The organism is Haloechinothrix alba (assembly GCF_900188115.1).
Taxonomy (GTDB): Bacteria; Actinomycetota; Actinomycetes; order Mycobacteriales; family Pseudonocardiaceae; genus Haloechinothrix; species Haloechinothrix alba.
Genome location: NZ_FZNW01000005.1, coordinates 113,796 through 136,795, shown reverse-complemented (window position 1 = coordinate 136,795; position 23,000 = coordinate 113,796). Strand labels below are relative to the sequence as shown.

At 71.2% G+C, this 23,000-nt stretch carries 18 protein-coding genes; 12 read left to right on the top strand and 6 right to left on the bottom strand.

All coding sequences use genetic code 11. From position 1 onward, the window contains the following. The first annotated feature begins 26 nt into the window (after positions 1-26). Both CHB84_RS05815 and CHB84_RS05810 read left to right on the top strand, forming a co-directional pair. Positions 27-2,744, top strand: coding sequence for an MMPL family transporter (locus CHB84_RS05815; protein ID WP_089300460.1), 2,718 nt, complete (start codon positions 27-29; stop codon positions 2,742-2,744). Continuing rightward, complete coding sequence (locus tag CHB84_RS05810; protein WP_089300459.1) at positions 2,744-4,786, top strand: YhgE/Pip family protein; 2,043 nt, start codon at positions 2,744-2,746, stop codon at positions 4,784-4,786. The genes CHB84_RS05815 and CHB84_RS05810 overlap by 1 nt, the downstream gene beginning before the upstream one ends. A 77-nt stretch (positions 4,787-4,863) precedes the next feature. Here CHB84_RS05810 and CHB84_RS05805 read toward each other — a convergent pair whose 3' ends face one another. Continuing rightward, positions 4,864-5,718, bottom strand: coding sequence for a PhzF family phenazine biosynthesis protein (locus CHB84_RS05805; RefSeq protein ID WP_089300458.1), 855 nt, complete (start codon positions 5,716-5,718; stop codon positions 4,864-4,866). Between the two features lie 81 nt (positions 5,719-5,799). Between CHB84_RS05805 and CHB84_RS05800 the strand changes: the two genes are divergently transcribed. Further along, positions 5,800-6,372, top strand: a complete 573-nt coding sequence (locus CHB84_RS05800) for an HhH-GPD-type base excision DNA repair protein (RefSeq protein WP_089300457.1) — start codon at positions 5,800-5,802, stop codon at positions 6,370-6,372. Between the two features lie 97 nt (positions 6,373-6,469). Then, positions 6,470-6,976, top strand: a complete 507-nt coding sequence (locus CHB84_RS05795; protein WP_141134586.1) for a hypothetical protein — start codon at positions 6,470-6,472, stop codon at positions 6,974-6,976. 27 nt (positions 6,977-7,003) lie between these two features. Here CHB84_RS05795 and CHB84_RS05790 read toward each other — a convergent pair whose 3' ends face one another. From CHB84_RS05790 to CHB84_RS05775, 4 genes are all read right to left on the bottom strand, one after another. After that, on the bottom strand, positions 7,004-8,479 hold the full coding sequence (locus CHB84_RS05790; RefSeq protein ID WP_089300455.1) for a hypothetical protein: 1,476 nt from the start codon (positions 8,477-8,479) through the stop codon (positions 7,004-7,006). Positions 8,480-8,571: 92 nt separating this feature from the next. Continuing rightward, the gene (locus CHB84_RS05785) at positions 8,572-10,299 is read right to left on the bottom strand and encodes an ABC-ATPase domain-containing protein (protein WP_089300454.1); all 1,728 of its coding nucleotides are present in this window, start codon (positions 10,297-10,299) and stop codon (positions 8,572-8,574) included. Continuing rightward, on the bottom strand, positions 10,299-11,291 hold the full coding sequence (locus tag CHB84_RS05780; RefSeq protein WP_089300453.1) for a diacylglycerol/lipid kinase family protein: 993 nt from the start codon (positions 11,289-11,291) through the stop codon (positions 10,299-10,301). Before CHB84_RS05780 ends, CHB84_RS05785 begins: the two co-directional genes overlap by 1 nt. Positions 11,292-11,336: 45 nt before the next feature. Further along, positions 11,337-12,914 carry an FAD-binding oxidoreductase gene (locus CHB84_RS05775; RefSeq protein WP_176439814.1) on the bottom strand — a complete coding sequence of 526 codons (1,578 nt, stop codon included), beginning with the start codon at positions 12,912-12,914 and terminating at the stop codon, positions 11,337-11,339. 80 nt (positions 12,915-12,994) lie between these two features. Between CHB84_RS05775 and CHB84_RS05770 the strand changes: the two genes are divergently transcribed. From CHB84_RS05770 to CHB84_RS05735, 8 genes are all read left to right on the top strand, one after another. After that, positions 12,995-13,645, top strand: a complete 651-nt coding sequence (locus CHB84_RS05770) for a TetR/AcrR family transcriptional regulator (RefSeq protein WP_089300452.1) — start codon at positions 12,995-12,997, stop codon at positions 13,643-13,645. After that, positions 13,642-15,183, top strand: a complete 1,542-nt coding sequence (locus CHB84_RS05765; protein ID WP_089300451.1) for a glycerol-3-phosphate dehydrogenase/oxidase — start codon at positions 13,642-13,644, stop codon at positions 15,181-15,183. Before CHB84_RS05770 ends, CHB84_RS05765 begins: the two co-directional genes overlap by 4 nt. Before the next feature lie 100 nt (positions 15,184-15,283). Next, positions 15,284-16,180: an SDR family oxidoreductase gene (locus CHB84_RS05760; RefSeq protein WP_089300450.1), complete on the top strand. Its 897-nt coding sequence runs from the start codon at positions 15,284-15,286 to the stop codon at positions 16,178-16,180. Between the two features lie 68 nt (positions 16,181-16,248). After that, complete coding sequence (cutA, locus tag CHB84_RS05755; protein WP_089300449.1) at positions 16,249-16,608, top strand: divalent-cation tolerance protein CutA; 360 nt, start codon at positions 16,249-16,251, stop codon at positions 16,606-16,608. An 89-nt stretch (positions 16,609-16,697) separates the two neighbouring features. Continuing rightward, positions 16,698-16,979 (top strand): metal-sensitive transcriptional regulator, encoded by a 282-nt coding sequence (locus tag CHB84_RS05750; protein ID WP_089300591.1) that lies wholly within the window; start codon positions 16,698-16,700, stop codon positions 16,977-16,979. Between the two features lie 167 nt (positions 16,980-17,146). Beyond that, positions 17,147-18,544 (top strand): hypothetical protein, encoded by a 1,398-nt coding sequence (locus tag CHB84_RS05745; RefSeq protein ID WP_245818580.1) that lies wholly within the window; start codon positions 17,147-17,149, stop codon positions 18,542-18,544. Further along, positions 18,541-19,527 carry a glutamate ABC transporter substrate-binding protein gene (locus CHB84_RS05740; protein WP_245818579.1) on the top strand — a complete coding sequence of 329 codons (987 nt, stop codon included), beginning with the start codon at positions 18,541-18,543 and terminating at the stop codon, positions 19,525-19,527. Before CHB84_RS05745 ends, CHB84_RS05740 begins: the two co-directional genes overlap by 4 nt. Next, positions 19,524-21,944, top strand: coding sequence for a serine/threonine-protein kinase (locus tag CHB84_RS05735; protein ID WP_089300588.1), 2,421 nt, complete (start codon positions 19,524-19,526; stop codon positions 21,942-21,944). Before CHB84_RS05740 ends, CHB84_RS05735 begins: the two co-directional genes overlap by 4 nt. Positions 21,945-22,066: 122 nt before the next feature. On the opposite strand, the gene CHB84_RS05730 is transcribed toward CHB84_RS05735, so the two are convergent. Next, complete coding sequence (locus tag CHB84_RS05730) at positions 22,067-22,648, bottom strand: PaaI family thioesterase (RefSeq protein ID WP_089300448.1); 582 nt, start codon at positions 22,646-22,648, stop codon at positions 22,067-22,069. Positions 22,649-23,000 lie beyond the last annotated feature (352 nt).

The following is a 23,000-nucleotide window of genomic DNA, read 5'->3' as shown; positions in this document are numbered from 1 at the left end:
CGAGGTGAAAGCCCCGGGAGTGTGAATTGTCGTCGTTGCTGTACCGCCTGGGCCGGGCCACGGCCCGCGGCCGGGCCCTCGTCCTGGCGGCCTGGATCGCCCTTCTCGCACTCTCCGGCGGTGCCGCGATGCTGCTGGGTCAGGGCACCGACGACACCTTCGCCATACCCGGCTCCGAGTCCCAGGAGACGTTGGACTACCTCGGGCACGTCTTCCCCGAGATGAGCGGGGCGCAGGCGCAGCTGGTCGCGGTCGTACCCGAGGGCGAGCGGGTGGACACCCCGGCCAACCGGGAGGCTGTCGAGGCCGCGGTCGCCGAGATCGAAGAGGTCCCCGATGTCGCGCTGGTGGCGAACCCGTTCGACGAGGACGTGCATGATGCCGTGTCCCCGGACGGGCGCGCGGCCCTGATCGCGGTGCCGCTCGACGTCGCCATCGAGGACGTCTCCGATCGCACCAGGAGCGACATCGCGGCCATCGCCGAGGAGCTGCGTGCCGACATCGGTGCCGGTGCCGAGGTGCACACCGGTGGCAAGGCCTTCGAGGAGCTCGTGCCGGAGTTCAGCATCGTCGAGATCATCGGTGTCGGCGTCGCGCTCGTCGTGTTGCTCGTGCTGTTCAAGTCGTTCCTTGCCGCGGGGATGCCGCTGATCACCGCGCTGATCGGCGTTGGGGTCTCTGTCAGCCTGATCATGGCCGTGACCGTGCTGACCCCGATCTCGTCGACCGCCCCGATGCTCGCGGTGATGCTCGGGCTCGCGGTCGGGATCGACTACGCTCTGTTCATCCTCTCCCGGCATCGCGACCAGCTCGCCGAGGGAATCGAGGTCGAGGAGTCCATCGCGCGCGCCGTCGCGACCGCCGGGTCGGCGGTGCTGTTCGCGGGTGTCACCGTGATGATCGCGCTGCTGGCGCTGTTCGTGGCGGGCATCCCGTTCCTCACCACGATGGGGATCGCCGCAGCGGGCGCGGTGATGATCGCGGTGCTCGTCGCCGTCACCCTGCTGCCCGCCCTGATGGCGTTCGCGGGCAGGCGCCTGCGCCCCCGCACGCCGCGCCGCGCGCGGGACGGAAGGCGGCGCACCGCACGGGCGGGCCTGGCCGCGAAGTGGGTGCGCGGGGTGACGCGGGCGCCCGTGGTCACCATCGTGGTGCTGGTCGCCGGACTCGGCCTGATCGCCCTGCCGGGTGGCAGCCTCCAGCTCGCCCTGCCGAACGGTGGCAGCGAGGAGGAAGGCGCCCCCGCACGGGATGCCTACGACGCGCTCACCGAGCACTTCGGCCCGGGCTACAACGGCCCGTTGCTGGTGGTCGCGGACATCATCGGCTCGCACGACCCGGTCGGTGTCGTCGACGGCATCGCCGAGGACATCGAGGAGCTCGACGGTGTGCAGACGGTCCCGCTGGCCACACCGAACCGTGACGCCGATACCGGCGTCATCCAGGTGGTCCCCTCGAGCGGACCCGATTCAGCGGAGACCAAGCAGCTCGTCCAGACGCTGCGTGACCACGAGGAGCACTTCGCCGAGGTCTACGGCGTGAGCACCTCCGTGACCGGGCTGACCGCGATCGCCATCGACGTATCGGACCAGCTCGGTGACGCGTTGCTGCCGTTCGGGGGCATCGTCGTCGGGCTGTCGCTGTTGCTGCTGGCGATGGTGTTCCGCTCGATCTGGGTACCGATCAAGGCGAGCGTGGGTTACCTCCTGTCCGTCGGTGCCGCGTTCGGCGCCACCGCGCTGGTGTTCCAGCATGGCCACTTCGCGGAGCTGCTGAACGTCACCGAGACCGGTAGCGTGATCAGCTTCCTGCCGATCATGCTCATGGGCATCCTCTTCGGACTCGCCATGGACTACCAGGTCTTCCTGGTCTCCCGTATCCGCGAGGACTACGTGCACGGTGGCGATCCGCACCGCGCGATCGAGACCGGGTTCGTCTCCGCGTCCCGGGTGGTGGTCGCCGCCGCCGTCATCATGTTCGCGGTGTTCGCCGCGTTCGTGCCGGAGGGTATGGCGACGCTCAAGCCCATCGCGTTCAGCCTCGCGGTCGGGGTGTTCGTCGATGCCTTCCTCGTGCGGATGACGCTGGTGCCCGCGATCCTGTCGTTGCTCGGCGAGCGCGCGTGGGGGCTTCCGCCGAGGCTGGACCGCAAGCTGCCCGCTTTCGACGCCGAAGGTGGCGCCCTGGAGCACGAGCTGCAGCTGGCCGACTGGCCGGCCCCGGACTCGGCCGAGGTTGTCAGCGCGCGCGAGCTGAGCCTGACCGACGACAGGGGCCGCGTGGTGTTCTCCGGTGTGGAAACCCACCTCTTCCCGGGGGGTCTGCTCGGCGTGCACGGCTCCGGACCGTCCGGCAAGTCCGCGCTGCTGTACGCGATCGGCGGCCGGGTGCCCGGCATCGACGGGGACCTGAAGGTGCTCGGCAGGGTGGTCCCGCAGCACGCTCGGGCGGTGCGTACCCGCGTGGCGCTGATCGCCTGCCGCGACACCGACACGCCCGCGGACGAGGCGCGGTCGGCACTGTCCGACGGCGTGTCCTTGCTCCTGTTCGACGACCTGGACGCGGTGGTCAACACCGGCCAGCGCGACACCCTGCGCACGCTGCTCGCGCGGCCGATCACCCCGGACGGGACCCCCGCCGGGGTCGTGTTCACCTGCCAGGACCCGAACCTGCTCGTCGACATCCTGCCCCCGACGCGGTTGTCGACGATCGACCTGTCTCGCCGGCTCGTTGAGGTGCCCTGATGCTGAATCCACTGGCCAACACCGCTCGCGCCCACGCGCCGGGACCGCTGTCCTGGCGGACCTGGGCGGGGCTGGTCGTCATCCCCGTCCTGGTGCTCGGCTTGCTCACGTGGGCGTTCGCCGCACCCCATGGCGAGCACGACGACGCGCGAGCCGCCGTGGTCAACAACGACGAACCGGTCGAGATCGACGGCCAGATGATGCCCATCGGCCGGGAGCTGGCCGCGAAACTCACCCAGGACGATGACCCCGGCGGGTACTCGTGGGTGCTCACCGATGCCGAGGACGCGCGTTCCGGTGTGGACGACGGGAGCTACGTCGCGTCGGTGACCATCCCGGAGACGTTCTCCGCGCACGCCACGTCGACCGCGAACGAGGACCCGATGGAGGCCACGAGGGCGTTGCTGGAGATCGAGGTCTCCGACAGCGCCGGGCTGGCCGATCCCCAGGCCAGCAAGCGATCCGCCGAGGAGCAGGTCGACGAGCTCAACCGGGAGGTCGTGCAATCGCAGCTCGAGCAGATCTACGGGGCGTTCACCGAGATGCACGACCAGCTCGGCGAGGCCGTCGACGGGGCCTTCGAGCTGGCAGGAGGTGCGGGCGAACTCGCCGGCGGCGCCGAGGACCTGGCCGGCGGCGCAGGCGAGCTGAACCGGGCGGCACAGGAGCTGGCCGGCGGTGCCGAGGAGCTCGCCGCCGGCACCGGCGAGCTGTCCGCCGGCGCCGGGGAGCTCGCGGACGGCCTCGGCGAGGCGCGGGACGAGACCGCGCGGCTGCCGGAACTGACCCGCAAGCTCGCCGAGGGCGCGCGCGAGGTCGCCAAGGGCAACCGGCAGATCGCGGACACGGTGGCCCCGCTGGCGGACCGGGTGATCGACGCGGTGGACGCCCTGCCGTCGGCGAAGGAGACCGCGGACAAACTCGGCCGGATGGCGGAGCGTTGCGCCGACGAGGGCGGCGAGGCCGAGTTCTGTGAGCAGTTGACCAGCCTGTCCGAGCAGGTCAGCGAGCACGCCGCGGCGATCGACGGGGCGACCTCGCGCGTGCGGGACGCGGCAGTGCAGGCCAAGGAGGCGGTCACCGGGCTTGCCGACGGCGCCGAGCAGGTCGCCGATGGCAATGAGCGGCTTGCAGACGAGATGCCCGGGCTCACCGCGGGTATCGCCGAGGCCGCGGATGGCGCGGACGAGCTGCACAGCGGCATCGTCGAGCTCGACTCCGGTGCCGCGGAGCTGGCGACGGGGGCTCGCGGGCTCGCCGGCGGCACCTCCAGGTTGTCCGGCGGTGCGGCGGAGCTGGCAGGCGGCGCGGACGACGTGCACGGCGGTACCGAACAGCTTGCCTCCGAGCTGGACGACGGGCAGGACGAGGTGCCGAACTACGACGAGGACGAGCGCGAGCACCTCAGCGAGATCGCGGCGACGCCGACCGCGGCGGACGTCCGCGGGACACCGGACTTCGGCCGCGCCGCGGTGGCACTGTTCATGGCGCTCGCCCTGTGGGCAGGGGGGCTGGCGACCTACCTGGTCACCCGGGCCGTGCCGCCCGAGGTGCTGACCTCGAGGGACCCCAGCTGGAAGATCATCCTGCGCGCCGCGGTGCCCGGTGCGACGATCGCGACGATCAGTGCCGTTGCGGTGAGTCTCATCCTGTGGCCGGTACTGGGGTTGAGCTTCGGCGAGGTGATGGCGTTCCTCGGCGTCTCGTTGCTGGCCGCGGCCGCCTTCATGGTGCTCAACCAGGCGCTGGTGGCGATATTCAAGCGCCCGGGCCGGTTCGTGTCCGTGGCGGTGCTGGTGCTGACGCTGGGCATCAACGTGATCTCCACGGTCCCGGCGAGCTTCTCCGCCCTGGGGGCGTTGCTGCCGACCCAGGGGGCCGTGCGGGCGCTGAGCGCGATCACCACCGGAGCCTCCGGCGGGTACTCCGGGGTGCTCGAGCTGGCGATCTGGCTGGTCATCGGCAGCGTCGCGATGATCGCCGTGACGGACCGCCGCCGCGTGCTGCCTGCCAAGCACCTACGGGCGGGGAGCCGAACGTGACATCGGGCTCCTTCTAAGGAACCGGGGTCACCTTCGGCTCCGTCGGTGACCCGCAACCCTGGCGATCGCGGTGCGGGTCACCCGTCGGCAGCCAGCACGGTGCCGTCGAGCACCGTGACCGCACGCCCGGTGAGGTGCACGCGCTCACCGGCGACCACGGTGCGGGCGGTTCCGCCACGGGCCGACGCCTGCAGCCCGATCAGCTCGGTGGAGTCGAGGCGCCGCGACCAGTACGGGGCGAGCGCGGTGTGCGCGCTGCCGGTGAACGGGTCCTCGTCGACGGCGACGGCGGGCGCGAAGAAGCGGGAGACGTAGTCGTAGCCGGTACCCGGCTCCGCCGCGGGCGCGGTGACGATCACGCCACGGACGTTCTCCGCCCGGCACCACCGCGCGAGCGCGGGCAGGTCCGGTTCCAGTGCCCGCACGGTGACCTCGTCCCGCACGACCACCAGCACGTCCCCGAGGCCGCCGGTGTCGAAGGTCGCTTCCGGGCCGGCGCCGAGGGCCTCGGTCAGCGCGCTCGCGACCGGGACGGCCGCGAGCCGCGCGGCGGGGAAGTCCAGGGTGATCGACCCGCCCGCGTGGGTGTGCGCCGCAAGGATCCCGCTACGGCTGCTGAACCGGATGGTGCCGGTACGGCCTGCGTCGGTGTGCAGCGCGTGCGCGGTGGCGAGCGTGGCGTGGCCACACAGGTCCACCTCGACAGTCGGGGTGAACCAGCGCAGCGCCCAGTCGGCTCCCTCGCCGTCCGGAAGGGGGTAGGCGAAGGCCGTCTCCGAGTGCCGCATCTCGGCGGCGACCCGGCGCATCCAGTTCTCGTCCGGCCAGCCGCCTGGCTCCAGCAGGCACACCGCCGCGGGGTTGCCGGTGAACGGTTCCCCGGTGAATGCGTCGATGACGCGGATGGGTACCCCTGTTCCGTCGATCGCCATGGGCGACACCTTACGTGCGCGAGCCTGCCGGGGTGAGCCTGGCGCGACGCGCGGGGCGATGGGCCGTGAAATACTGGCGCCATGACCACGACGTTGTGTTTGACGCAGGATCCGGACGCCGACGCGCTGCTCGCCGAGAACCCGCTTGCCGTGCTCGTGGGGATGTTGCTCGACCAGCAGGTCGCCATGGAGGTCGCGTTCGCGGGGCCGAAGAAGATCGCGGACCGGTTCGGCAGCGTCGACGCCGAGTCGATCGCGGGTGCCGATCCCGAGGAGTTCGCGGCGCTCTGCGCCGAGAAACCCGCAGTGCACCGCTACCCGGGCTCGATGGCCAAGCGGATCCAGACGCTGTGCCAGTACCTGCTCGAGCATTACGAGGGCGACGTGACCCGGCTGTGGGAGCGTGACGAGCCGGACGGCCGTGAGGTGCTGCGCAGGCTCAAGGACCTGCCGGGCTTCGGGGACCAGAAGGCCAGGATCTTCCTCGCGTTACTCGGTAAGCAGCTGGGAGTCCAGCCCGACGGCTGGCGCGAGGCCGCGGGCTCATACGGGGAGGACGGCGCCCGGCGCTCGGTGGCCGATGTCGTCGACGAGGTCACCCTGGACGAGGTGCGGGCCTTCAAGAAAGCCGCGAAGGCGGCGGGGAAGAAATAGCGACCTCCGAGTGTTGCTGACATAAAGTCAACAAGCTGGGCTCCGTGCGCGGTTCCACGGGTAGGCACTGCTGTCGGCTCACCGGAGTGTGGTGGTCATGCGCTCACGACGTGTCGGGGCCCTCGCGGCGATGGTGTCGCTGGTACTGGCGCTTCTCGCGCCTGCGGCAGCGGCCGGGGTCGTTCCTCGCGGGCCGGACGAGTGTGCCGCGAGCCTCGACTGCACAGCCGAAGAGATCAACCTGATGTCGATGCCCGAGCGGGCCGAGCTCGTCCGTGGCATGCCCGAAGGGCCGGCCGTGGAGCTGCTGCCCGGTTACCAATCCCGGTGGCGCAATATCGAGGGTGTCATCGCGTTCCTCGACTACTACTCGCTCGGCGAACCGGGTTCCTGGATATCCTATGTGGACGCCGGGATCATCGAGGGAATCGAGCGCGGGATCGCGCTCGCGCGCGGCGAGGGGACGGACGACTTCGGCAACCCGGGGTCGGTGTTGTGGGCCGAGTACCTCACCAGGCTGGCCGGCGGCGAGCTCGAGGGGCGCGCCGCGCACGACGAGGCCTGGAGCGTGGCCGAGCAGGCTGCCACCGAGCAGGGCGGCTGAGCACCCCGGAGGGTGCGGTGGGCCGCCCTACTCCACCAGGGTGCACTCCGGCACGTCGACCCGAGCGCCGATCGGGTCACGCTCCAGAAGCGCGGCGATGGTTCCCGGGTCCTGGGTCATCGCGAACGCGCGGCGCCCGTCGTCGAGCAGGCACACGAGATGACCGATGGTGGGCTCCCCTGAGCGGTCGTGGCTGACCGTGTAGGTCTCCACGACGGCCCTTCCGGTGTAGTCCTCCGCGATCTCCCGCGCGGGATGGGCGTCCACCTCGGACTGCACGTCGTGGTGGGCGTAACGGTCCTGCGGCTCGCGTGCCGACAGCACGACAGCGGCGTGCTTGGTCAGGTACCAACCCGTCGCCGTGGCCAGCCCGCTCGCCCCGGGATCCTTGCGGAGACGCTCGTGCAGCGTGGCCAGCGAGTGCATCACGTAGTTGCTTCCCGGGCCTCCCGCGAAGGTGAGCCCGCCGGTCACGGTCGGCGCGGGATGCGGCTCGTCCAGCTCGATGCCGAGCTCGTTCGCGGCCACCTGCACGGCGGACGGGAAGCAGGAGTAGAGGTCACGGTAGGCGATGTCGTCGACGGCGAGGCCGGCGTGGCCGAGCAGCGCGCGCCCGACCGCGCGAATGGCGGGCGAGCGGTGCAGCTCGGCACGGTTGCCGACGTACCAGTGGTCGTTGGCTGCCGCCGTGCCGTGCACGAACACCCAGTTCTCGCGCGGGATCCCCGCCCGCTCGGCCGCGGCAGCCGAGCACAGCACGACCGCGGCCGCCTGGTTGACGTAGATGTTGGCGATGGTGAGCTTGCGGTAGGGGAAGGCGACCATGCGGTTGTTCGTAGGGTCGGCGATCTCCTCCGCCCCGGGGCCCGCCGTGTTCCACGCGTGCGGGTTGGTCCTGGCCACGTCGGCGAAGCGTGCCCACAGCCGCGCGACCCATCGCTGGTGCTCCTCGACACCGCGCCCGGCCGCCGCCCGCAGGGCGTTCTCGAACAGCGGGTAGAAGTGCACAGGCAGGCGCAGCTCGGCGGCTTCCTCCGCGGGGTGGTTGGCGTGCTTGTCGGACCCGAGCGTGCGGGTCGGTCCGGGACCGTCCTCGGTGACCTGCCCGTTGTCGATCCGGCCCTGCTGCAGCGCCCGGACTGCCTCGCAGCCGGCGAGCAGCGCGGTGTCGATCTCGCCGTCCCGGATCTGCTGGCAGGCGTCGGCCAGCAGATCGAGCGGGCTGGTGCCGCTCGCGCGGGTGGCCACGGTCTCGCGCGGCTTCGCACCGAGCTCCTCGGCCAGCTCGCGGCCGGGATCGCTGGGACGCCACGTGAGGCAGTCGGCGACACCCACGAGCTGGATGTCGTCCCGCAGCCCGTCCGTGCCTGCTCCGGTATCGGCCAGCGCGTCGCGGGCGGCGGAAGAGATCAGGTCCGGGATGGAGATCGTCCCTGTGGAGTCGGTCGCGCCGACCTGGCCTGCTCCGACCAGCACCGGTGTCGTGGGATCCAGCGTGCTCATCGCCGTACCGTAACAATAGTTGTCCGGATGCTAATAAGGATTGTGACGTAGATCAGAGCACGCTGTTACCGGACGTTCGCGCACGTGCGCGGTCAGGACCCGGACTCGCTGTCCCTGGTCGCGCTGATCCGCAACGAACGCAGCCTGGCCAGCGCGGCGGCGACCTCGTAGCGGCGCGGCACGGCGAAGTCTCCGAGGAAGCCACGCTGGAGCGCGTCCGCCCCGGACTCTGCCAGGTCGCGGTCCAGCAGGTCCAGGAACTCCGCGACGGAGCGCTTGCCGTCCAGCAGCCCCTTCTCCACGCCGTAGCTCAGCGCCAGGCCGATCCCCATGACCTGGCTGGTGTCGACGATCTGCTCGACCGCGCGCAGGTCGATGTCGTCGCCGCCGAGTACCAGGGTGTCGGTGCCGCGCTGCTTGATCCGCCGCTTGCCCTTGCTGTCCTTGCCGAGCGCGTCCGGCCGGCACACCCGTTGCCGGACCCGGGGGAACCGGTCGGTCTCGGTGCGCCGCTCGGGTTCGTCGGAGCGCAGCCGGAACGCCTCGGTCGTGACGTCGTAGGCCTCGTACGCGGCCATCATGATGACCCGGTCGGCGATGTCGAGATAGTCACCCGAGCCGCCCATGGCCAGCACGGTGGACACGCCGTGCTGGCTGTACAGCGGGCGCGCGAGGTCGATGAACGGCGTCAGCGGCTCGTTGTCCTTGGCGACCAGTGCCTGCATCCGCGCGTCCCGGATCATCATGTTGGTCGCGGCGGTGTCCTCGTCGATCAGCAACACGTCCGCGCCCGCCTCCAGGGCCTCCACGGTCGTGGCCGCCTGCGAGGTCGACCCGGAGGCGTTGGTGGTGGAGAAGTCGCTCGTGTCGGCACCGTTGGGCAGCCGCCCGACGAAGGAGCTGACATCGACGCGCTGCACGCTGCGGCCGTCCTCCGCGCGCACCTTCACCGCGCTGTCCCTGCTGGCGACCAGCTCCCGCCCGTCGCCGGGGATGTGGTCGTAGACCCCGTGCTCGAGCGCCCGCAGCAGGGTGGACTTGCCGTGGAACCCGCCGCCGGCGATCAGCGTGATGCCCTCGCCGATGCCCATGCCACTGACCCGTCCCCGGTTCGGCAGGTCGACGCTCACCCGCATCGACTCGGGCGAGTGGAACGGTATGCCGTCGACAAGCGGCCGGTCATCGGTGCCGCTGCGCCGCGCCAGCATGGCGCCGTCGGCGACGAAGCCCACCAGGCCCAGCGAGGGTAGTGCCCTGCGTAAGGCGTCGGTGTCCTCGACGGAGTCGACGAACTCCTCCAGCGCCTCTGCGTCGAGGGCGGCGTGACGGGCGGCGGCGTTCACCGCGTCCGGCAGCTGCTCGCACAGGGCCTTCCGCGCGCCCTTGCCGTCGATCCGCCTGCGTGGTCCTGGCAGGTTCAGCCCCATCCGCAGGGTCAGGTCCCCGTCGCGCACCCGTACGGCGCTGCGGTCGAGTACTTCCTGCCCGCCGACGTCGATGTTGAGCTCCGAGTTGCGCAGCCGCTTGCCGAGGGCGCGCAGCACGAAGTCGGCGAGCCCTCGGGCGCGCACCCGGTTGGCCCAGAGGTGTTCGGGGAAGCCCGCGGCGCGCGCGGGCACCCGCACCTCGACGCGGCTTGCCGGGGCGAACGGGTCCGTCTGGGCCTTGAGCAGCTCCACGACGAAACCGTTGGCCTCCCAGCTGCCCTCGATCGACCGGTACTGCCCGTACCCCTTGCCGTCCAGCTCATGGAGCCGGGACTCGAGCTGCTGCAGCGAGCCCCGGATCGTACCGTGCTTGTTGCTGTGATCGCCGCTCATCAGTCCTTACCGTGCCTCATCCCGGTACCGGTCCTGTCAGCGGCCCCGAGGGGCGAGCCGGAGGTCCTCTTCGGTGCGTATGTGGTGCCCGAGGAGTCCTTCGGTCGGCCCCCGGACGGCGAGCTGGGGGCGATGACGTTCAGCGCGGCGGGCAGGATGCGCACCCGGGCGGGGAGCTCGCCGATCTCGTCGCCGTCGGCGCACAGCGGGATCGGCCGGTCGGCGTCCAGGACGATGTCGGTGACCGTCTCGTGGGTGACCTCCGCGCGGTGCACGTGGCCGCCCGTGCGGGCCTCGCGCAGGAACTTCACGATCTCCCGCCGCGGCCCGGTACCGACCACGAGCAGGTCGCTCATCCCGTCGTCCAGTACGGCCTGCGGCACGATGGACAGCCCGTGGCCGTAGGCGCCCGAGTTGGCGATCACGACGGTGTGCGCGCGCAACGACCACGTCCGCCCGTCGGTGCTGAGGGTGTACCGGGGAGGGCGCCACGTGAGGATCGCGCGTACGGGTGCGAGCCGGTACAGCAGTCCGGCGGGTACCCACCTGCTCCCGTTGATGATCGAGGTGGCCGCGGCGTCGATGCCCGCGTAGACGTTGCCCGGCACGATCACGCCGCCCACTTCGAGGACATCGATCTGCCGTACCTGCCCATCGAACAGCAACCGCGCGAGCTCGGTGGGCTCCTCCGGCAGGGCGAGCGCGCGGGCGAGGTCGTTGCCCCGCCCGGATGGCACGATCCCCAGCGTCCCTTCGGTGGTGACCACGCCGCCCGCTACGTCGCGCACCAGCCCGTCGCCGCCGGCGGCCAGCACCACATCACCCCGGGCCGCGGCTTGCTCCGCGGCCGATATCGCGTGCTCGCGGCCGCGGGTCTCCTCGACGGTGACCGATGCGCCCCACTGCTCGAGCAGCCGGGTCACCGGGCCCAGTCGCTCGGCCGCGTGGCCGCCGCCCGCGATCGGGTTGATCAGCGCTGTGTACCTGCGCATCGCAGCCCTCATCCTCTAGTGGTCTGGTCGTCAGCGGCGTTCATGCTACGGGGAGAGGAGCACGCCGGGATTGAGGATGCCTGCGGGGTCCAGCGCCCGCTTCGCAGCGCGCAGCGCCTCGACGGCAGGCTCGCCGACCTCCTCGGCGTAGCTTTCCCTGTGGTCGATCCCGACCCCGTGATGGTGGGTGATCGTCCCGCCCGCGGAGCGGATCGCCTCGTTCGCCGCGGCCTTGGCGGCGGACCACTGCGCGACAGGGTCGTCTGCCTGGGCGCAGACCACGGTGAAGTACAGCGAGGCCCCGGTCTCGTAGACGTGCGAGATGTGGCACAGCACGAGCGCCGGGGTGCCCGCGGCCTCGAGCTCGGCGCGCACGGCCTCGGTCACCGCGTGACGCAACCGGTGCAGGTTGGACCAGAAGGTGGCGGTTTCCAGCGTCTCGACAAGGGCACCCGCGTCGAGCAGCGGGTCGCGCAGGTACGGGGCGCGGTACCGGCCCGCGCGCCACGCCTCGCCGGGTTCGGTGCCGAGCGGGCGCCCGCCTGCGGCGCGCAGCATCTCGGCGGCAGCCGCGCGGTTCGCCGCGACCCCGTCGGCGGTGCCCTCGTAGCCGGCCACGGCCAGGCACCCGTCGGCCCCGCTTCCGAGGCCGCGTGCCGGGTCGGCGAGGTTGACGCTGGTCTCGGCCTCGTCCGACAGCCGCAGCACCGTCGGCAGCGGCCCGTCCTGGGCGAGCGCGCGCAGCGCGTCCGAGCCCGCCTCGAAGGAGTCGAACTGCCATCCCTCGTAGACACGCTCGGCCGGTGCGGGGCGTACCCGCACGGTCACGGAGGTGATCACGCCGAGGGTTCCTTCCGAGCCGAGCACGAGCTGGCGCAGGTCGGGTCCGGCGGCGGACATCGGGGCGCTGCCGAGCTCGATGGTGCCTTGCGGGGTGGCCAGGGTCATGCCCACGACCATCTCGTCGAACCGGCCGTACCCGGCGGAGGCCTGCCCGGCCGAACGGGTGGCGGCATACCCGCCGATGCTGGCCCCCTCGAAGGACTGCGGGAAGTGCCCGAGCGTGAACCCGTGCGCGGCGAGCAGCCGCTCGGCGTGCGGGCCGCGCACGCCTGCCTGCAGCGTGGCCGTCCGGGAGGTCTCGTCGATGGCGGTGAGCCGGTCCATCCGGCCCAGATCCAGCGTGATCACCCCGTTGAACCTGTCCCGCCGGGGCGTGAGCCCGCCGACCACGGACGTCCCGCCGCTGAACGGGACGACGGCGATCCGGTGCTCGGTGCACACCTGGAGCAGGGACAGGACCTGCTCGTGGTCGGCGGGGCCGACCACGGCGTCCGGTGCGTCCGCCGCGTCCCCGGACCGCAGCTTGAGCAGGTCGGGGGTGGACCATCCGCGGGTGTGCCCGACCCGCGTCGCGCTGTCGGTGCGCACGTGGTCGCGCCCCACCACGTCCTCCAGCTTCGCGATGGCCCGGTCGGTGAGCCGGACCGGCGGTACGGCGATCTCGTCCGGTTCGGCCGGCTCGCCCGCGGGCTCGCGTGCCCCGAGGTGGGTGAGCGCGGTGCGTACGGCCTCGGGTAGCTCGGCTGGGCGGGAAGGGTCACCCCAGCGGTAGGGGTGCATGTCCACGACGGGGAGATCGGACTCGCTCACGGGGACCTCGCGGGTGTGTCGGCCGGTAACGTGCTGATACACTTTTACGTATGATGTCTCAGCATAACAGCCAGGCGCTACGTCAGCCGGACAGCGGTGGGGCCGGGCTGCGGGCGGCCAACGCGATCGATGAGGAGCACATCCTCGATGCCGCCTACGAGCTGTTGCTGGCCATCGGCCTGCGCCGGATGACCATGGCCGAGATCGGCCGGGCGGCCGGGGTGTCGCGGGCGACGCTGTACCGGCGGTGGCGCAGCGTGCGTGAGGTCGTCGCGGCACTGATGACGCGCGAGTGGAGCACGCTGGCAGACGGGGTGTTCGACATACCCGCGGACTCGGCCCGCGAGCGCCTCGTGGAGGGGATCGTGCGCATCGTCCGGCAGAGCCGGGCCCATCCGCTGATGCGCAAGATCATCGAGCTCGACCCCGACTTCCTGCTGCCGTACCTGTTGCAGCGGCGCGGCCGCAACACCGACCAGCAGCTCGAGCTGATCGAGCGCGGTCTGCGTGCCGGTGTCGCGGACGGCTCGGTCCGTGCGGCCGACGTCGAGACCCAGGCGCAGTCGCTGCTGCTTACCGCGTGGTCGTTCGCGCTGACCGGCCCCGCGTTCGCCGACAACGCACCGACGAGCGAGAGCGCGCGGCTGGACGCCCTGGACGGCGAGCTTCGCGAGTTGCTTGCGAGGTACCTGAAGCCATGAGCGGCACGCATCCGTCCTCGTTGAACGCCGCGCGCCGCGCGCGCGAGCTCGCGGAGCTTCCCCGCGAGTCCCCCGTCGACGTGCTCGTCATCGGCGGCGGGGTCACCGGTACCGGGGTGGCGCTCGACGCCGCCAGTCGCGGGCTGTCGGTCGTGCTCGCCGAGAAGCACGACGTGGCCTTCGGTACCAGCAGGTGGAGCTCGAAGCTCGTGCACGGCGGGCTGCGCTACCTCGCCTCCGGCAGTGTCGGCATCGCCCACGAGAGCGCCGTGGAGCGCGGCATCCTGCTGACCAGGACGGCCCCGCACCTCGTCCGCCCGTTGCCGCAGCTGGTGCCGCTGCTGCCGCGGGTGAGCGGGTCGGCAGCCGCGCTCGTACGTGCCGGCTTCGCCGCGGGCGACCTGCTGCGTCTCTCGGCGCGCACCTCGCACCAGTCGCTACCGCGGTCGCGCCGGGTGACACGCGCCGAGGTGCAGCGGCTGGCACCGACGGTGCGTGCCGAGGGGCTGCGCGGCGGCCTGCTCGGCTGGGACGGCCAGCTCACCGACGACGCGCGGCTGGTGGTCGCGCTCGCGCGCACCGCGGCGGCGCACGGCGCCCGGGTGCTGACGCGGTGCGCGGCCGAGGACGTCACCGGCGGCGGCGCCGTGCTGCGTGACCAGCTGACCGGCGAGGCCACGCAGGTCGACGCCCGCATGGTCGTCAACGCGACCGGGGTGTGGGCAGGCGGGCTCGCGCCCGGCGTGTCGTTGCGGCCGAGCAGGGGGACGCACCTGGTGCTGCCCCGCGAGGCCTTCGGTGAGCTCGCCTCCGGTCTGATGACGCCCGTTCCCGGCGAGCGCAACCGGTTCGTGTTCGCCTTGCCGGCGAGCGACGACCGCGTGTACGTCGGGCTCACCGACGAGGAGACCAGCGGCGAGATCCCCGACGTACCGCGGGCCTCGGAGTCCGAGATCGACTTCCTGCTCGAGACCATCAGTACGGCGTTGCGTGCCCCGCTGACCCGGCGGGACGTGCTCGGTACGTACTCGGGGCTGCGGCCGCTGCTGGACTCCGGGAACGGGCGCTCCGCGGACGTCTCGCGTGAGCATGCCGTGCTCACCGCGCCGGACGGGCTGGTCACCGTGGTCGGCGGGAAGCTGACCACCTACCGCAGGATGGCCGAGGACGCGCTGGATGCCGCGCTGGCACGCAGCGGGGTGATGGCCGGGCCGTGCCGGACGAGGCGGCTGCCGCTGGTCGGGGCAGGCAACCGTGCGGAGCTCGCCGGGGTGGACGCGCCGGACCGGCTCGTGCGCCGGTACGGGACGGAGGCCGCCGCGGTGCTGGACGGGGCCGCCTGCGAGCCGGGCGCGGCGGAACCGATCGCCGACGGCATCCCGGTTACCCGGGCGGAGTTGCTGTTCGGGCTCCGGCACGAGGGCGCGCTTGACGAGTCCGACCTCGTGGACCGGCGTACGCGCATCGGGCTGTCCACGGCCGACAGGGAACGAGCCCTTCCCGCGGTCACCGAGACGCTGGGTCGCGTCCGGGTATGAGAAAGCTCGCCACTTGCCTGATCGGGAGGGACGCCATACTGTAGAACACGTTCTCATCGTGTGGTCTCACCCGCATCACGAGGTATCAGGAGGATCCGACATGGCTCGCCAACCCCGCTCGCTGGTAGGACGGACGATCGCGATCACCGGTGGTGCCCGGGGGATCGGAGCGGCCACGGCGAGCATGCTCGCCGGACAGGGCGCCCGCGTGGCGATCGGTGACCTCGATGCGGAGCTCGCCGAGCAGACCGCCGCGAGCCTGCGCACGCCCTCCCTCGGGGTGGCGCTGGACGTGACCGACACCGAGGCGTACACCGCGTTTCTCGACCGGGTCGAGTCCGAGCTGGGACCGATCGACGTGTTGATCAACAACGCGGGCATCATGCCGATCGGTCCGATCGGCGAGGAGACCGACCGCACCACGACGAACCAGCTGGCCATCAACCTGCACGCGGTGATCCACGGCAGCAAGGAAGCCGTGCGGCGCATGAAGCAACGCGGCGGGGGACACATCGTCAACATCGCGTCCGCGGCCGGTAAGACCCCGGTGCCGAGCGCGGCGACCTACTCGGCGACGAAGTTCGGGGTGGTCGGCTTCTCCGAGTCGTTGCGGCTCGAGGTGGCCGACGACGGCATCGACGTCTCCTGCGTGATGCCCGGCATCGTGCGTACCGAGCTCTCCTCCGGCTTGAAGAACACGGCCGGGTTCCCTCCGGTGCAGCCGGAGGACGTGGCGGAGGCGATCGTGGGGGCGTTGCAGCATCCCCGGTTCGACGTGTTCGTGCCCGCATCCATCGGGCCGGTCAGCAGGCTGAGCTACCTGATGCCGCGCCGTTTCGGCGACTGGCTGGTGCGCAGGATCGGGGTGGACAGGTTGATGGCCGAAGCGGCGAGCTCGCAGGAGCGGGCGAGCTACGAGGCACGGGTGGCGGACAGTGCCCCGGCAGCGATCCGGGGCAAGAAGTCCAAGGCGTCCGGTAAGGGCAAGGTCGGGTAGCCGGTCGATCGGTCCGGCCGACCCCCGCGCGCTTCGAGGCGCGCCCAGCGCACGGTTACGCTGGAGCCATGCCGTCAGACCAATCCTTCGAGCAGGCCCCGGCGCGGGCCGCGGAGCAAGTGATCGTGTCGTCGACAACGGACTCCGAGGAGGCCGCCCAGCGGCTCGCCGCAGCAGCGATCGAGGCGAAGCTGGGTGCGTGCGCCCAGGTGGTCGGGCCGATCACCAGCGTCTACCGCTGGGAGGGCGAGGTACAGACCGACACCGAGTGGCGTGTGGACATCAAGACGGCGTCCGACAGGGTCGAGGCCCTGACGGACCGTCTCACCGAGCTGCACGACTACGACGTTCCGGAGATCATCGCCACCCCGATCACCGGTGGCAGCGCCGAGTACCTGTCCTGGGTGGTCACCGAGACCCGTGCGTGAGAGCACCCGCAGGCGCGACGGTCGCGCGTGAGGAACCCCTGGAGGGTATCCTGATCGCGTTGGCCGCACGGGACCACGGGAGCGCGGTGATGCAGGGATACACGCACGACAAGGACAGGCACATCAAGCGGCTCCACCGGGTCGAGGGTCAGATCCGGGGGCTGGCGCGGATGATCGAGAACGACGAGTACTGCATCGACGTGCTGACACAGGTCTCCGCGGCGACCAAGGCACTGCGATCGGTGTCTCTCGAGCTCCTCGACGAGCACCTCAAGCACTGCGTCGCGCAGGCCGTCTCCGAGGGCGGAACCGATGCCGACGAGAAGGTGAAGGAAGCAAGCGACGCCATCGCGCGTCTCGTACGCTCGTGACCGGTGCTCGTGCGCGGGCGCCGGCAGGGGACTGGTGCATCTTGCTAGGCTTCGCCGACCGCATCGCCGCCGGGGCACGCGCCGGGCAGCACCGTGATGGGGGATGATCACAGGCGTGCCCGGATTCGACGGCGTGTACGGAGTGGGAAGGTGCGAAGGATGGGCCGATGACAACCCCCGGGGGAAGCTGGAACACCGACGCCGACGGATCCGGGGAGCCCACGCGCACCCCGGGGTACCGCGCGTGGATCAGTGGCTTGGTCGAGCTGGCGCAGCAGGCGTTCCGCCGCCTGACCGTCTCGGCCGCGCGGACACCGGGCAGGTTGTCGATGATCGCCGCCGGCCTGGTCACGTTGACCCTGCTGGTCGGGCTGGTCAGCACGGTCATGGCGCAGGGCAAGAAGGACGCCGTCGACGGGTTGCTCGAGCATCGTGAGCCGGTGACCGCCGAGGCCCAGCGTGTCTACAGCGCACTGTCGGACGCCGAGGCCACCGCGGCCGCTGCCCTCCTGGCCGAGGAGTCCGAGACGGAACGGCTGCGCGAACGCTACGAGGACAGCATCGCCCAGGCCGGGGCGTCACTGGCCAAGGCATCGGCCTCCGCGCAGGATGTTCCGGCCGCCGCCGAGCAGGTCGACATCATCGGCCAGCAGCTGCCGGTCTACACAGGGCTGGTCGAGACCGCCCGCGCCAACGACCGGCAAGGGTTCCCTGTGGGGGCTTCCTACCTGCAGGAGGCCTCGGAGCTGATGCGCTCGGCGATACTGCCTGCGGCGGAGGAGCTCTACGAGCTCGAGACCGACCGCCTCGCCGAGCAGCAGCGGGATGCGCGCTCGGTTCCCGTCTTCACCGCGTTGCTCGCGCTGGGGCTGGTTGCCGCGCTGCTCGCCACGCAGCGCTACCTGCGACGCCGGACGAACCGGGTGCTCAACCCCGGCCTGGTTGTGGCGACCGTGGCGGTACTCGTGGGTCTGCTGTGGACGTCGGTCGCGCTGGTCGTGCACGGGGTGCAGGTGGGTTCCGGGCAGCGGGACGGCACCGAGCAGGCCGACCGGCTGGTCAGCACGCGGATCGTGGCACTGCAGGCCAGGGCGGACCAGACGATGTCGCTTGTGGCGCGCGGGGACGGGGACCGGCATACCGAGGGGTTCAGCAAGCTGTCCCGGCAACTGGGGGGTTCGGACGGCGCGGGCGGGCTGCTCGGGGAGGTGCGTGAGCAGGCAGCCGGTGGCCCGGCGGAGGAGCTGGTGAACGAGGCGATCGAGAACTCCGAGAGCTGGCGTCGTGCCGACGAGCGGATCCGCGAGCACAGCGACGAGGGTGACTACGGCGCGGCGGTGGAGCTCGCGATCAGCGGGGACGACGAGGGGGCCGCGCAGGCGTTCCACGCGCTCGACGACAACCTCAGCCAGGCCATCGCCGAGGGGAGGCAGGACTTCGTGGACAGCACCACGACCGCATCCCGTGCGCTGCACGCGCTCCCGCAGGGCCTGGCAGTCCTCAGCGTCGTCGCGGCACTGGGCATCACGGTCGGGGTCGGGGAACGGTTGAGGGAGTATCGATGACCCCGGGGGCCGAGCGGCACGCGAGGGGTCACCTGCGACACCGGCTGATCGCGTTGCTGCCGGTGCTCGGCCTGGCCATGGCCGCGTGCGTGCCCGCGGGAGAGCCGCGGGAGCTGAGCGGGCAGGTCGTCGCGGAACGACCGCAACCCGCGGGTGTCGGCGGGGCACCGCCCGAAGAGGGCGGTGAGGCCGTCGACGACGACTGCGACGCCACGGCGAGCCTGGAGCCGGACGGGACGGAGATCCCGGAGGGCTCGACGATGGCCAAGATCCGCGACCGCGGCCACCTGGTCGCGGGCGTCGACCAGAACACCTTCCTGTTCGGGTTCCACAACCCCGCGACCGGGCAGCTCGAGGGCTTCGACATCGATATCGCGCGTGAGATCGCAGGCGCCGTACTCGGTGACCGTGACCGGGTACGGTTCCACACGATCACGTCAGCGGAGCGCATTCCCGCACTGCGGGAGGGCGATGTGGACATCGTCGTGCGGACGATGACGGTCAACTGCGCGCGCCGGGAGAACATCGAGTTCTCCAGCGTGTACTTCGAGGCCGGCCAGCGGGTCCTCGTGCCGAAAGCCTCCGACGTGACCGGACTCGACGACCTCGCCGGTCAACGGGTGTGTGCCGCGGAAGGATCGACGTCGCTGCGCAACATCGCCGAGGCGGCTCCGGAACCGGTGTCGGTGCCGAACTGGTCGGACTGCCTTGTCATGCTGCAGCAGCGACAGGTGGAGGCGGTGTCCACCGACGACACCATCCTGGCCGGCATGGCTGAGCAGGACCCGACCACCGAGGTGGTGGGTGAGCCGTTCACAGAGGAGCCGTACGCCATCGGTATCCCACCGGGAGACGAGGACATGGTCCGGTACGTCAACGCCGTGCTGGAGGACGTGCGCGACGACCGGTGGGACGAGCTCTACGACAGGTGGATCGAACCGGTGCTCGGCGGCGCGAGCCCACCGGAGGCGAGGTATCGATGAGTGGACCGGACGAGCAGGACCTGACCAGCGCGCTGTTCACCGAGCGACCGGAGACGCGGGTGGTGCGCCCCTCCGGCGAGTCGGCAGCACGCGAGCCCGCGCTGCCCGAGCCGGGCCCGGACAGCGTGCTGGAGCAACCCGGCGACAGTGACTCCGAGCCGGGCTCCGGATCGGACTCCCGGTCGGACTCCGGCAGGGGGTCGGGGCCGCGCTCGGACTCCCGATCGGGGTCGCAGGGCACCGGCGGCGAGACGTTCCCGCGTGGCTCGCGGCGGTCGTCCTCGCGCGGGTCGCGGCGCTCCCGCAGGGGCGCGCTGGGGGCTGGGCTCGTCGAGGTGCCGCCCGTGCCGTACCGGGACCCCTCGTCGGCCGTGCTGGACGATCCTGTCGTCGCCGAGCACAAGCGTTACTGCGCGCGTTGCGACGCGAAGGTGGGGCGCGGTAGCGACGGGGAGCCGGGCCCCACCGAGGGCACCTGTGCCAACTGCGGTGCCGCGTACTCCTTCACCCCGCGCCTGCGACCGAACGAGGTGGTCGGCGGGCAGTACGAGGTGCTCGGCGCGCTCGCCTACGGCGGGCTCGGGTGGATCTACCTGGCCACCGACCGCAACGTCAACGACCGGTGGGTGGTGCTCAAAGGGCTGATCGACACCGGCGATGCGACGGCGACGGAGGCGGCGGTCAACGAGACCCGCTTCCTGGCCGAGGTCGAGCACCCGAACATCGTCAAGATCTACAACTTCGTCAAACACGAGGACCCGCGTACCGGCCATTCGGTGGGCTACATCGTGATGGAGTACGTCGGCGGGCAGTCCCTGCGCCAGCTGGCGCTCGCGAGGCACCGCGCGGCCGGGCGGCCGGAGAGCATGCCGATCGGGCAGGTCATCGCATACGGGCTGGAGATCCTGCCGGCGCTGGGGTACCTGCACAACAAGGGGTTGCTGTACTGCGACCTCAAGCCGGACAACGTCATCCAGACCAACGAGCAGCTCAAGCTGATCGATCTGGGCGCGGTGCGGCACATGGACGACTACACCAGCCCGCTGTTCTTCACCTCGGGGTACAGCGCTCCGGAGCTGGGCACCCGTGGCGCGAGCGTGCAGTCGGACCTGTTCACCGTCGGCCGCACGCTCGCGGTGCTGTCCTTCGAGTTCTCCGGGTACACCACCAAGTACAAGACGACGCTCCCGCCGCAGGAGAACGTCCCGCTCTTCCAGCTGTTCGACTCCTACTACCGGTTCCTGAAGCGGGCGACCCACGCGGACCCGGACCGGCGCTTCGCCTCCGCCGAGGAGATGGCCGACCAGCTCACCGGGGTGCTGCGGGAGGTCATGGCACTGGGAACCGGTGAGGAGCGTCCCGGATCGTCCACAGTGTTCGGAGCGGAGAACAGGACGTTCGGGGTGCACTCGGTGGTGCCGGACCGCACCCCGGGTCGCCGCGGTGCGGTGCGGGTTCCCGCACCCGAGCCGCACGATGTGGTCGCAGGCCTGCCCTCGCCGCTGGTGCACACCGACGATGTCGCCGCGAGCCTGCTCGCGTCGACGACGACCTCGGAGCCCCGCGAGGTGATCGAGGCGCTGGCGAGGGCGCCGCAGGACTCGATCGAGGTGCGCCTGCGCGTGGTGCGGGCACGTATCGAGCTGGACGAACTCGACGAGGCACGCAGGCAGCTGCAGGCCGCGCAGTACCTGGCGGTCAAGGCCGGCATGCCGCACGACTGGCGTATCGAGTGGTACCGGGGAATGATCGAGCTGGTCGCCGGCAGGCCGAAGCTTGCCAGGACGGCCTTCGACGCCGCCTACAACGACGTCCCGGGTGAGCTCGCGCCGAAGCTGGCGCTGGCAGCCTGCGCGGAGCTGCTCGGCGACTACTTCGCCGCCGCGCGTTTCTACGAGCAGGTGTGGCGCACCGACCGCAGCTACGTGAGCGCCGCGTTCGGCCTGGCACGGGTGTACCTGGCGCAAGGCGGGCGCGATATCGCGGTCGAGACGCTGGACGCCATCCCCCGGTCCTCCAGCCACCACGTCGACGCCCAGATCAACGCGGTGCGGATCACCGCGTCCGTGCCGCCCGCCGGTCGGCAGCAGCCGGTCGTCACCGCGCACGAGCTGGTGGCGGCGTCGCGGCGGCTGGAGGGGCTCGACCTGGACGCCGAGCGCCGCGCGTGGGCATCGGCCGATCTGCTCGAGGCGACGTACGGGTGGATGCAGGAGTGGCAGCGTATCGAGCCGGCACACGCGCACGACACCGTGTGGGCCCACGGCGAGGTTCTCGGCAGCGGACTGTCCGAACGGGACGTCCGCTTCGGTCTCGAGCGCTGCTACCGCTGGCTGGCCAGGCTCGCGGGCACCAGCGACGAACGCATCGACCTCGTCGACCGCGCCAACGACATCCGCCCCCGCACCCTGACCTAGCCTCATCCCGTGCGGTGTGGAGCCGAATGTGACATCGGGCTCCTTCTATGGAACCGATGTCACCTTGGGCTCCCGAACCCGCGACTCGGCGAGCCGCTACGGCGTGCTGACCGCAGGACCGGTCAGGGGTTGATGTCCCAGCGGTCGGAGCGCGCCGGCTCGCGGGCGCTGTCCCGGAACTTCTTCAGCGCGTCGCGGTCGCCGTGCTCGGTGAAGTGGTCCAGGTCGACCACGACGAACAGTGCGCGGGCCTCCACAGCCACCGGGCCGTCCGGAGCGTCTAGGTGGCCGCGCGCGCTCGCGTAGACCTTCCGGCCGGCCGTTCCGTCCAGTTCGGCTGTGATGTGCAGCGTGGAGCCGACGGGCACCGGCATGCGGAAGTCGGTCTCCAGCTTGCCGGTCACCGCGGGCTTGCGGAGCAGCTGCCCGACGACGGTCCCCAGGGCCTCGTCGAAAGCACAGGACAGTAGGCCGCCGTGGGCGAGGCCGGGCGCGCCCTGGTGCTCGGCCGATACGGTGAACGACGAATGTACGACGTGCTCGGCGCCGATGGTCGATGATATGTGTAGCCCGCCCGGCTGGTCCTCACCGCAGCCGAAGCACTCGCTGTAGTGCGAGGTGAGCTCCGCGCCTGGCTCGGGTGCCTTCGGGTGCACCTGGGGAGGTTCGGCCTTGACGGGGGGCCACTGCTGAACGTTATGCACGCGCTCCACGCTAACGACGCGGACGGCGTATACGTAGCCGAGGTGGCCAACCGCACGGCTGGCGTTTAGCAGGACGCACAGCACTGCGGCAAGAGAAGTGACATACTACAAATGAGTGTGATGTATATCACATTCGCTGTAGCGCGACCGATATCGTGGTGCGGGGTTCCGGGGACGAGGGTTCGGGGTAGGCTGGTGTCGGGCCGTCGTTTTGCGTGTTCGTGTTCGCACGCTCGCGGAACTTCTGACGCGGGCCGATTGTGTGCTGAGCGTGCACGTGCTCGACTCGTTGGAACCGTCCGGGACGGCCCGGGTGCCGTTCGCGGCACTTGAAACGGATGTGTAACGAGGA

Bases quoted from the DNA above. Each gene is read 5' to 3' on its own strand.
- CHB84_RS05810 (WP_089300459.1), top strand. From the start codon at position 2,744: ATGCTGAATCCACTGGCCAACACCGCTCGCGCCCACGCGCCGGGACCG.
- CHB84_RS05780 (WP_089300453.1), bottom strand. From the start codon at position 11,291: ATGCGCAGGTACACAGCGCTGATCAACCCGATCGCGGGCGGCGGCCAC.
- CHB84_RS05750 (WP_089300591.1), top strand. From the start codon at position 16,698: ATGCAGGGATACACGCACGACAAGGACAGGCACATCAAGCGGCTCCAC.
- CHB84_RS05765 (WP_089300451.1), top strand. From the start codon at position 13,642: ATGAGCGGCACGCATCCGTCCTCGTTGAACGCCGCGCGCCGCGCGCGC.
- CHB84_RS05790 (WP_089300455.1), bottom strand. From the start codon at position 8,479: ATGAGCACGCTGGATCCCACGACACCGGTGCTGGTCGGAGCAGGCCAG.
- CHB84_RS05760 (WP_089300450.1), top strand. From the start codon at position 15,284: ATGGCTCGCCAACCCCGCTCGCTGGTAGGACGGACGATCGCGATCACC.
- CHB84_RS05795 (WP_141134586.1), top strand. From the start codon at position 6,470: ATGCGCTCACGACGTGTCGGGGCCCTCGCGGCGATGGTGTCGCTGGTA.
- CHB84_RS05775 (WP_176439814.1), bottom strand. From the start codon at position 12,914: ATGCACCCCTACCGCTGGGGTGACCCTTCCCGCCCAGCCGAGCTACCC.
- CHB84_RS05735 (WP_089300588.1), top strand. From the start codon at position 19,524: ATGAGTGGACCGGACGAGCAGGACCTGACCAGCGCGCTGTTCACCGAG.
- cutA (WP_089300449.1), top strand. From the start codon at position 16,249: ATGCCGTCAGACCAATCCTTCGAGCAGGCCCCGGCGCGGGCCGCGGAG.
- CHB84_RS05805 (WP_089300458.1), bottom strand. From the start codon at position 5,718: ATGGCGATCGACGGAACAGGGGTACCCATCCGCGTCATCGACGCATTC.
- CHB84_RS05770 (WP_089300452.1), top strand. From the start codon at position 12,995: ATGATGTCTCAGCATAACAGCCAGGCGCTACGTCAGCCGGACAGCGGT.
- CHB84_RS05800 (WP_089300457.1), top strand. From the start codon at position 5,800: ATGACCACGACGTTGTGTTTGACGCAGGATCCGGACGCCGACGCGCTG.
- CHB84_RS05740 (WP_245818579.1), top strand. From the start codon at position 18,541: ATGACCCCGGGGGCCGAGCGGCACGCGAGGGGTCACCTGCGACACCGG.
- CHB84_RS05745 (WP_245818580.1), top strand. From the start codon at position 17,147: ATGACAACCCCCGGGGGAAGCTGGAACACCGACGCCGACGGATCCGGG.
- CHB84_RS05785 (WP_089300454.1), bottom strand. From the start codon at position 10,299: ATGAGCGGCGATCACAGCAACAAGCACGGTACGATCCGGGGCTCGCTG.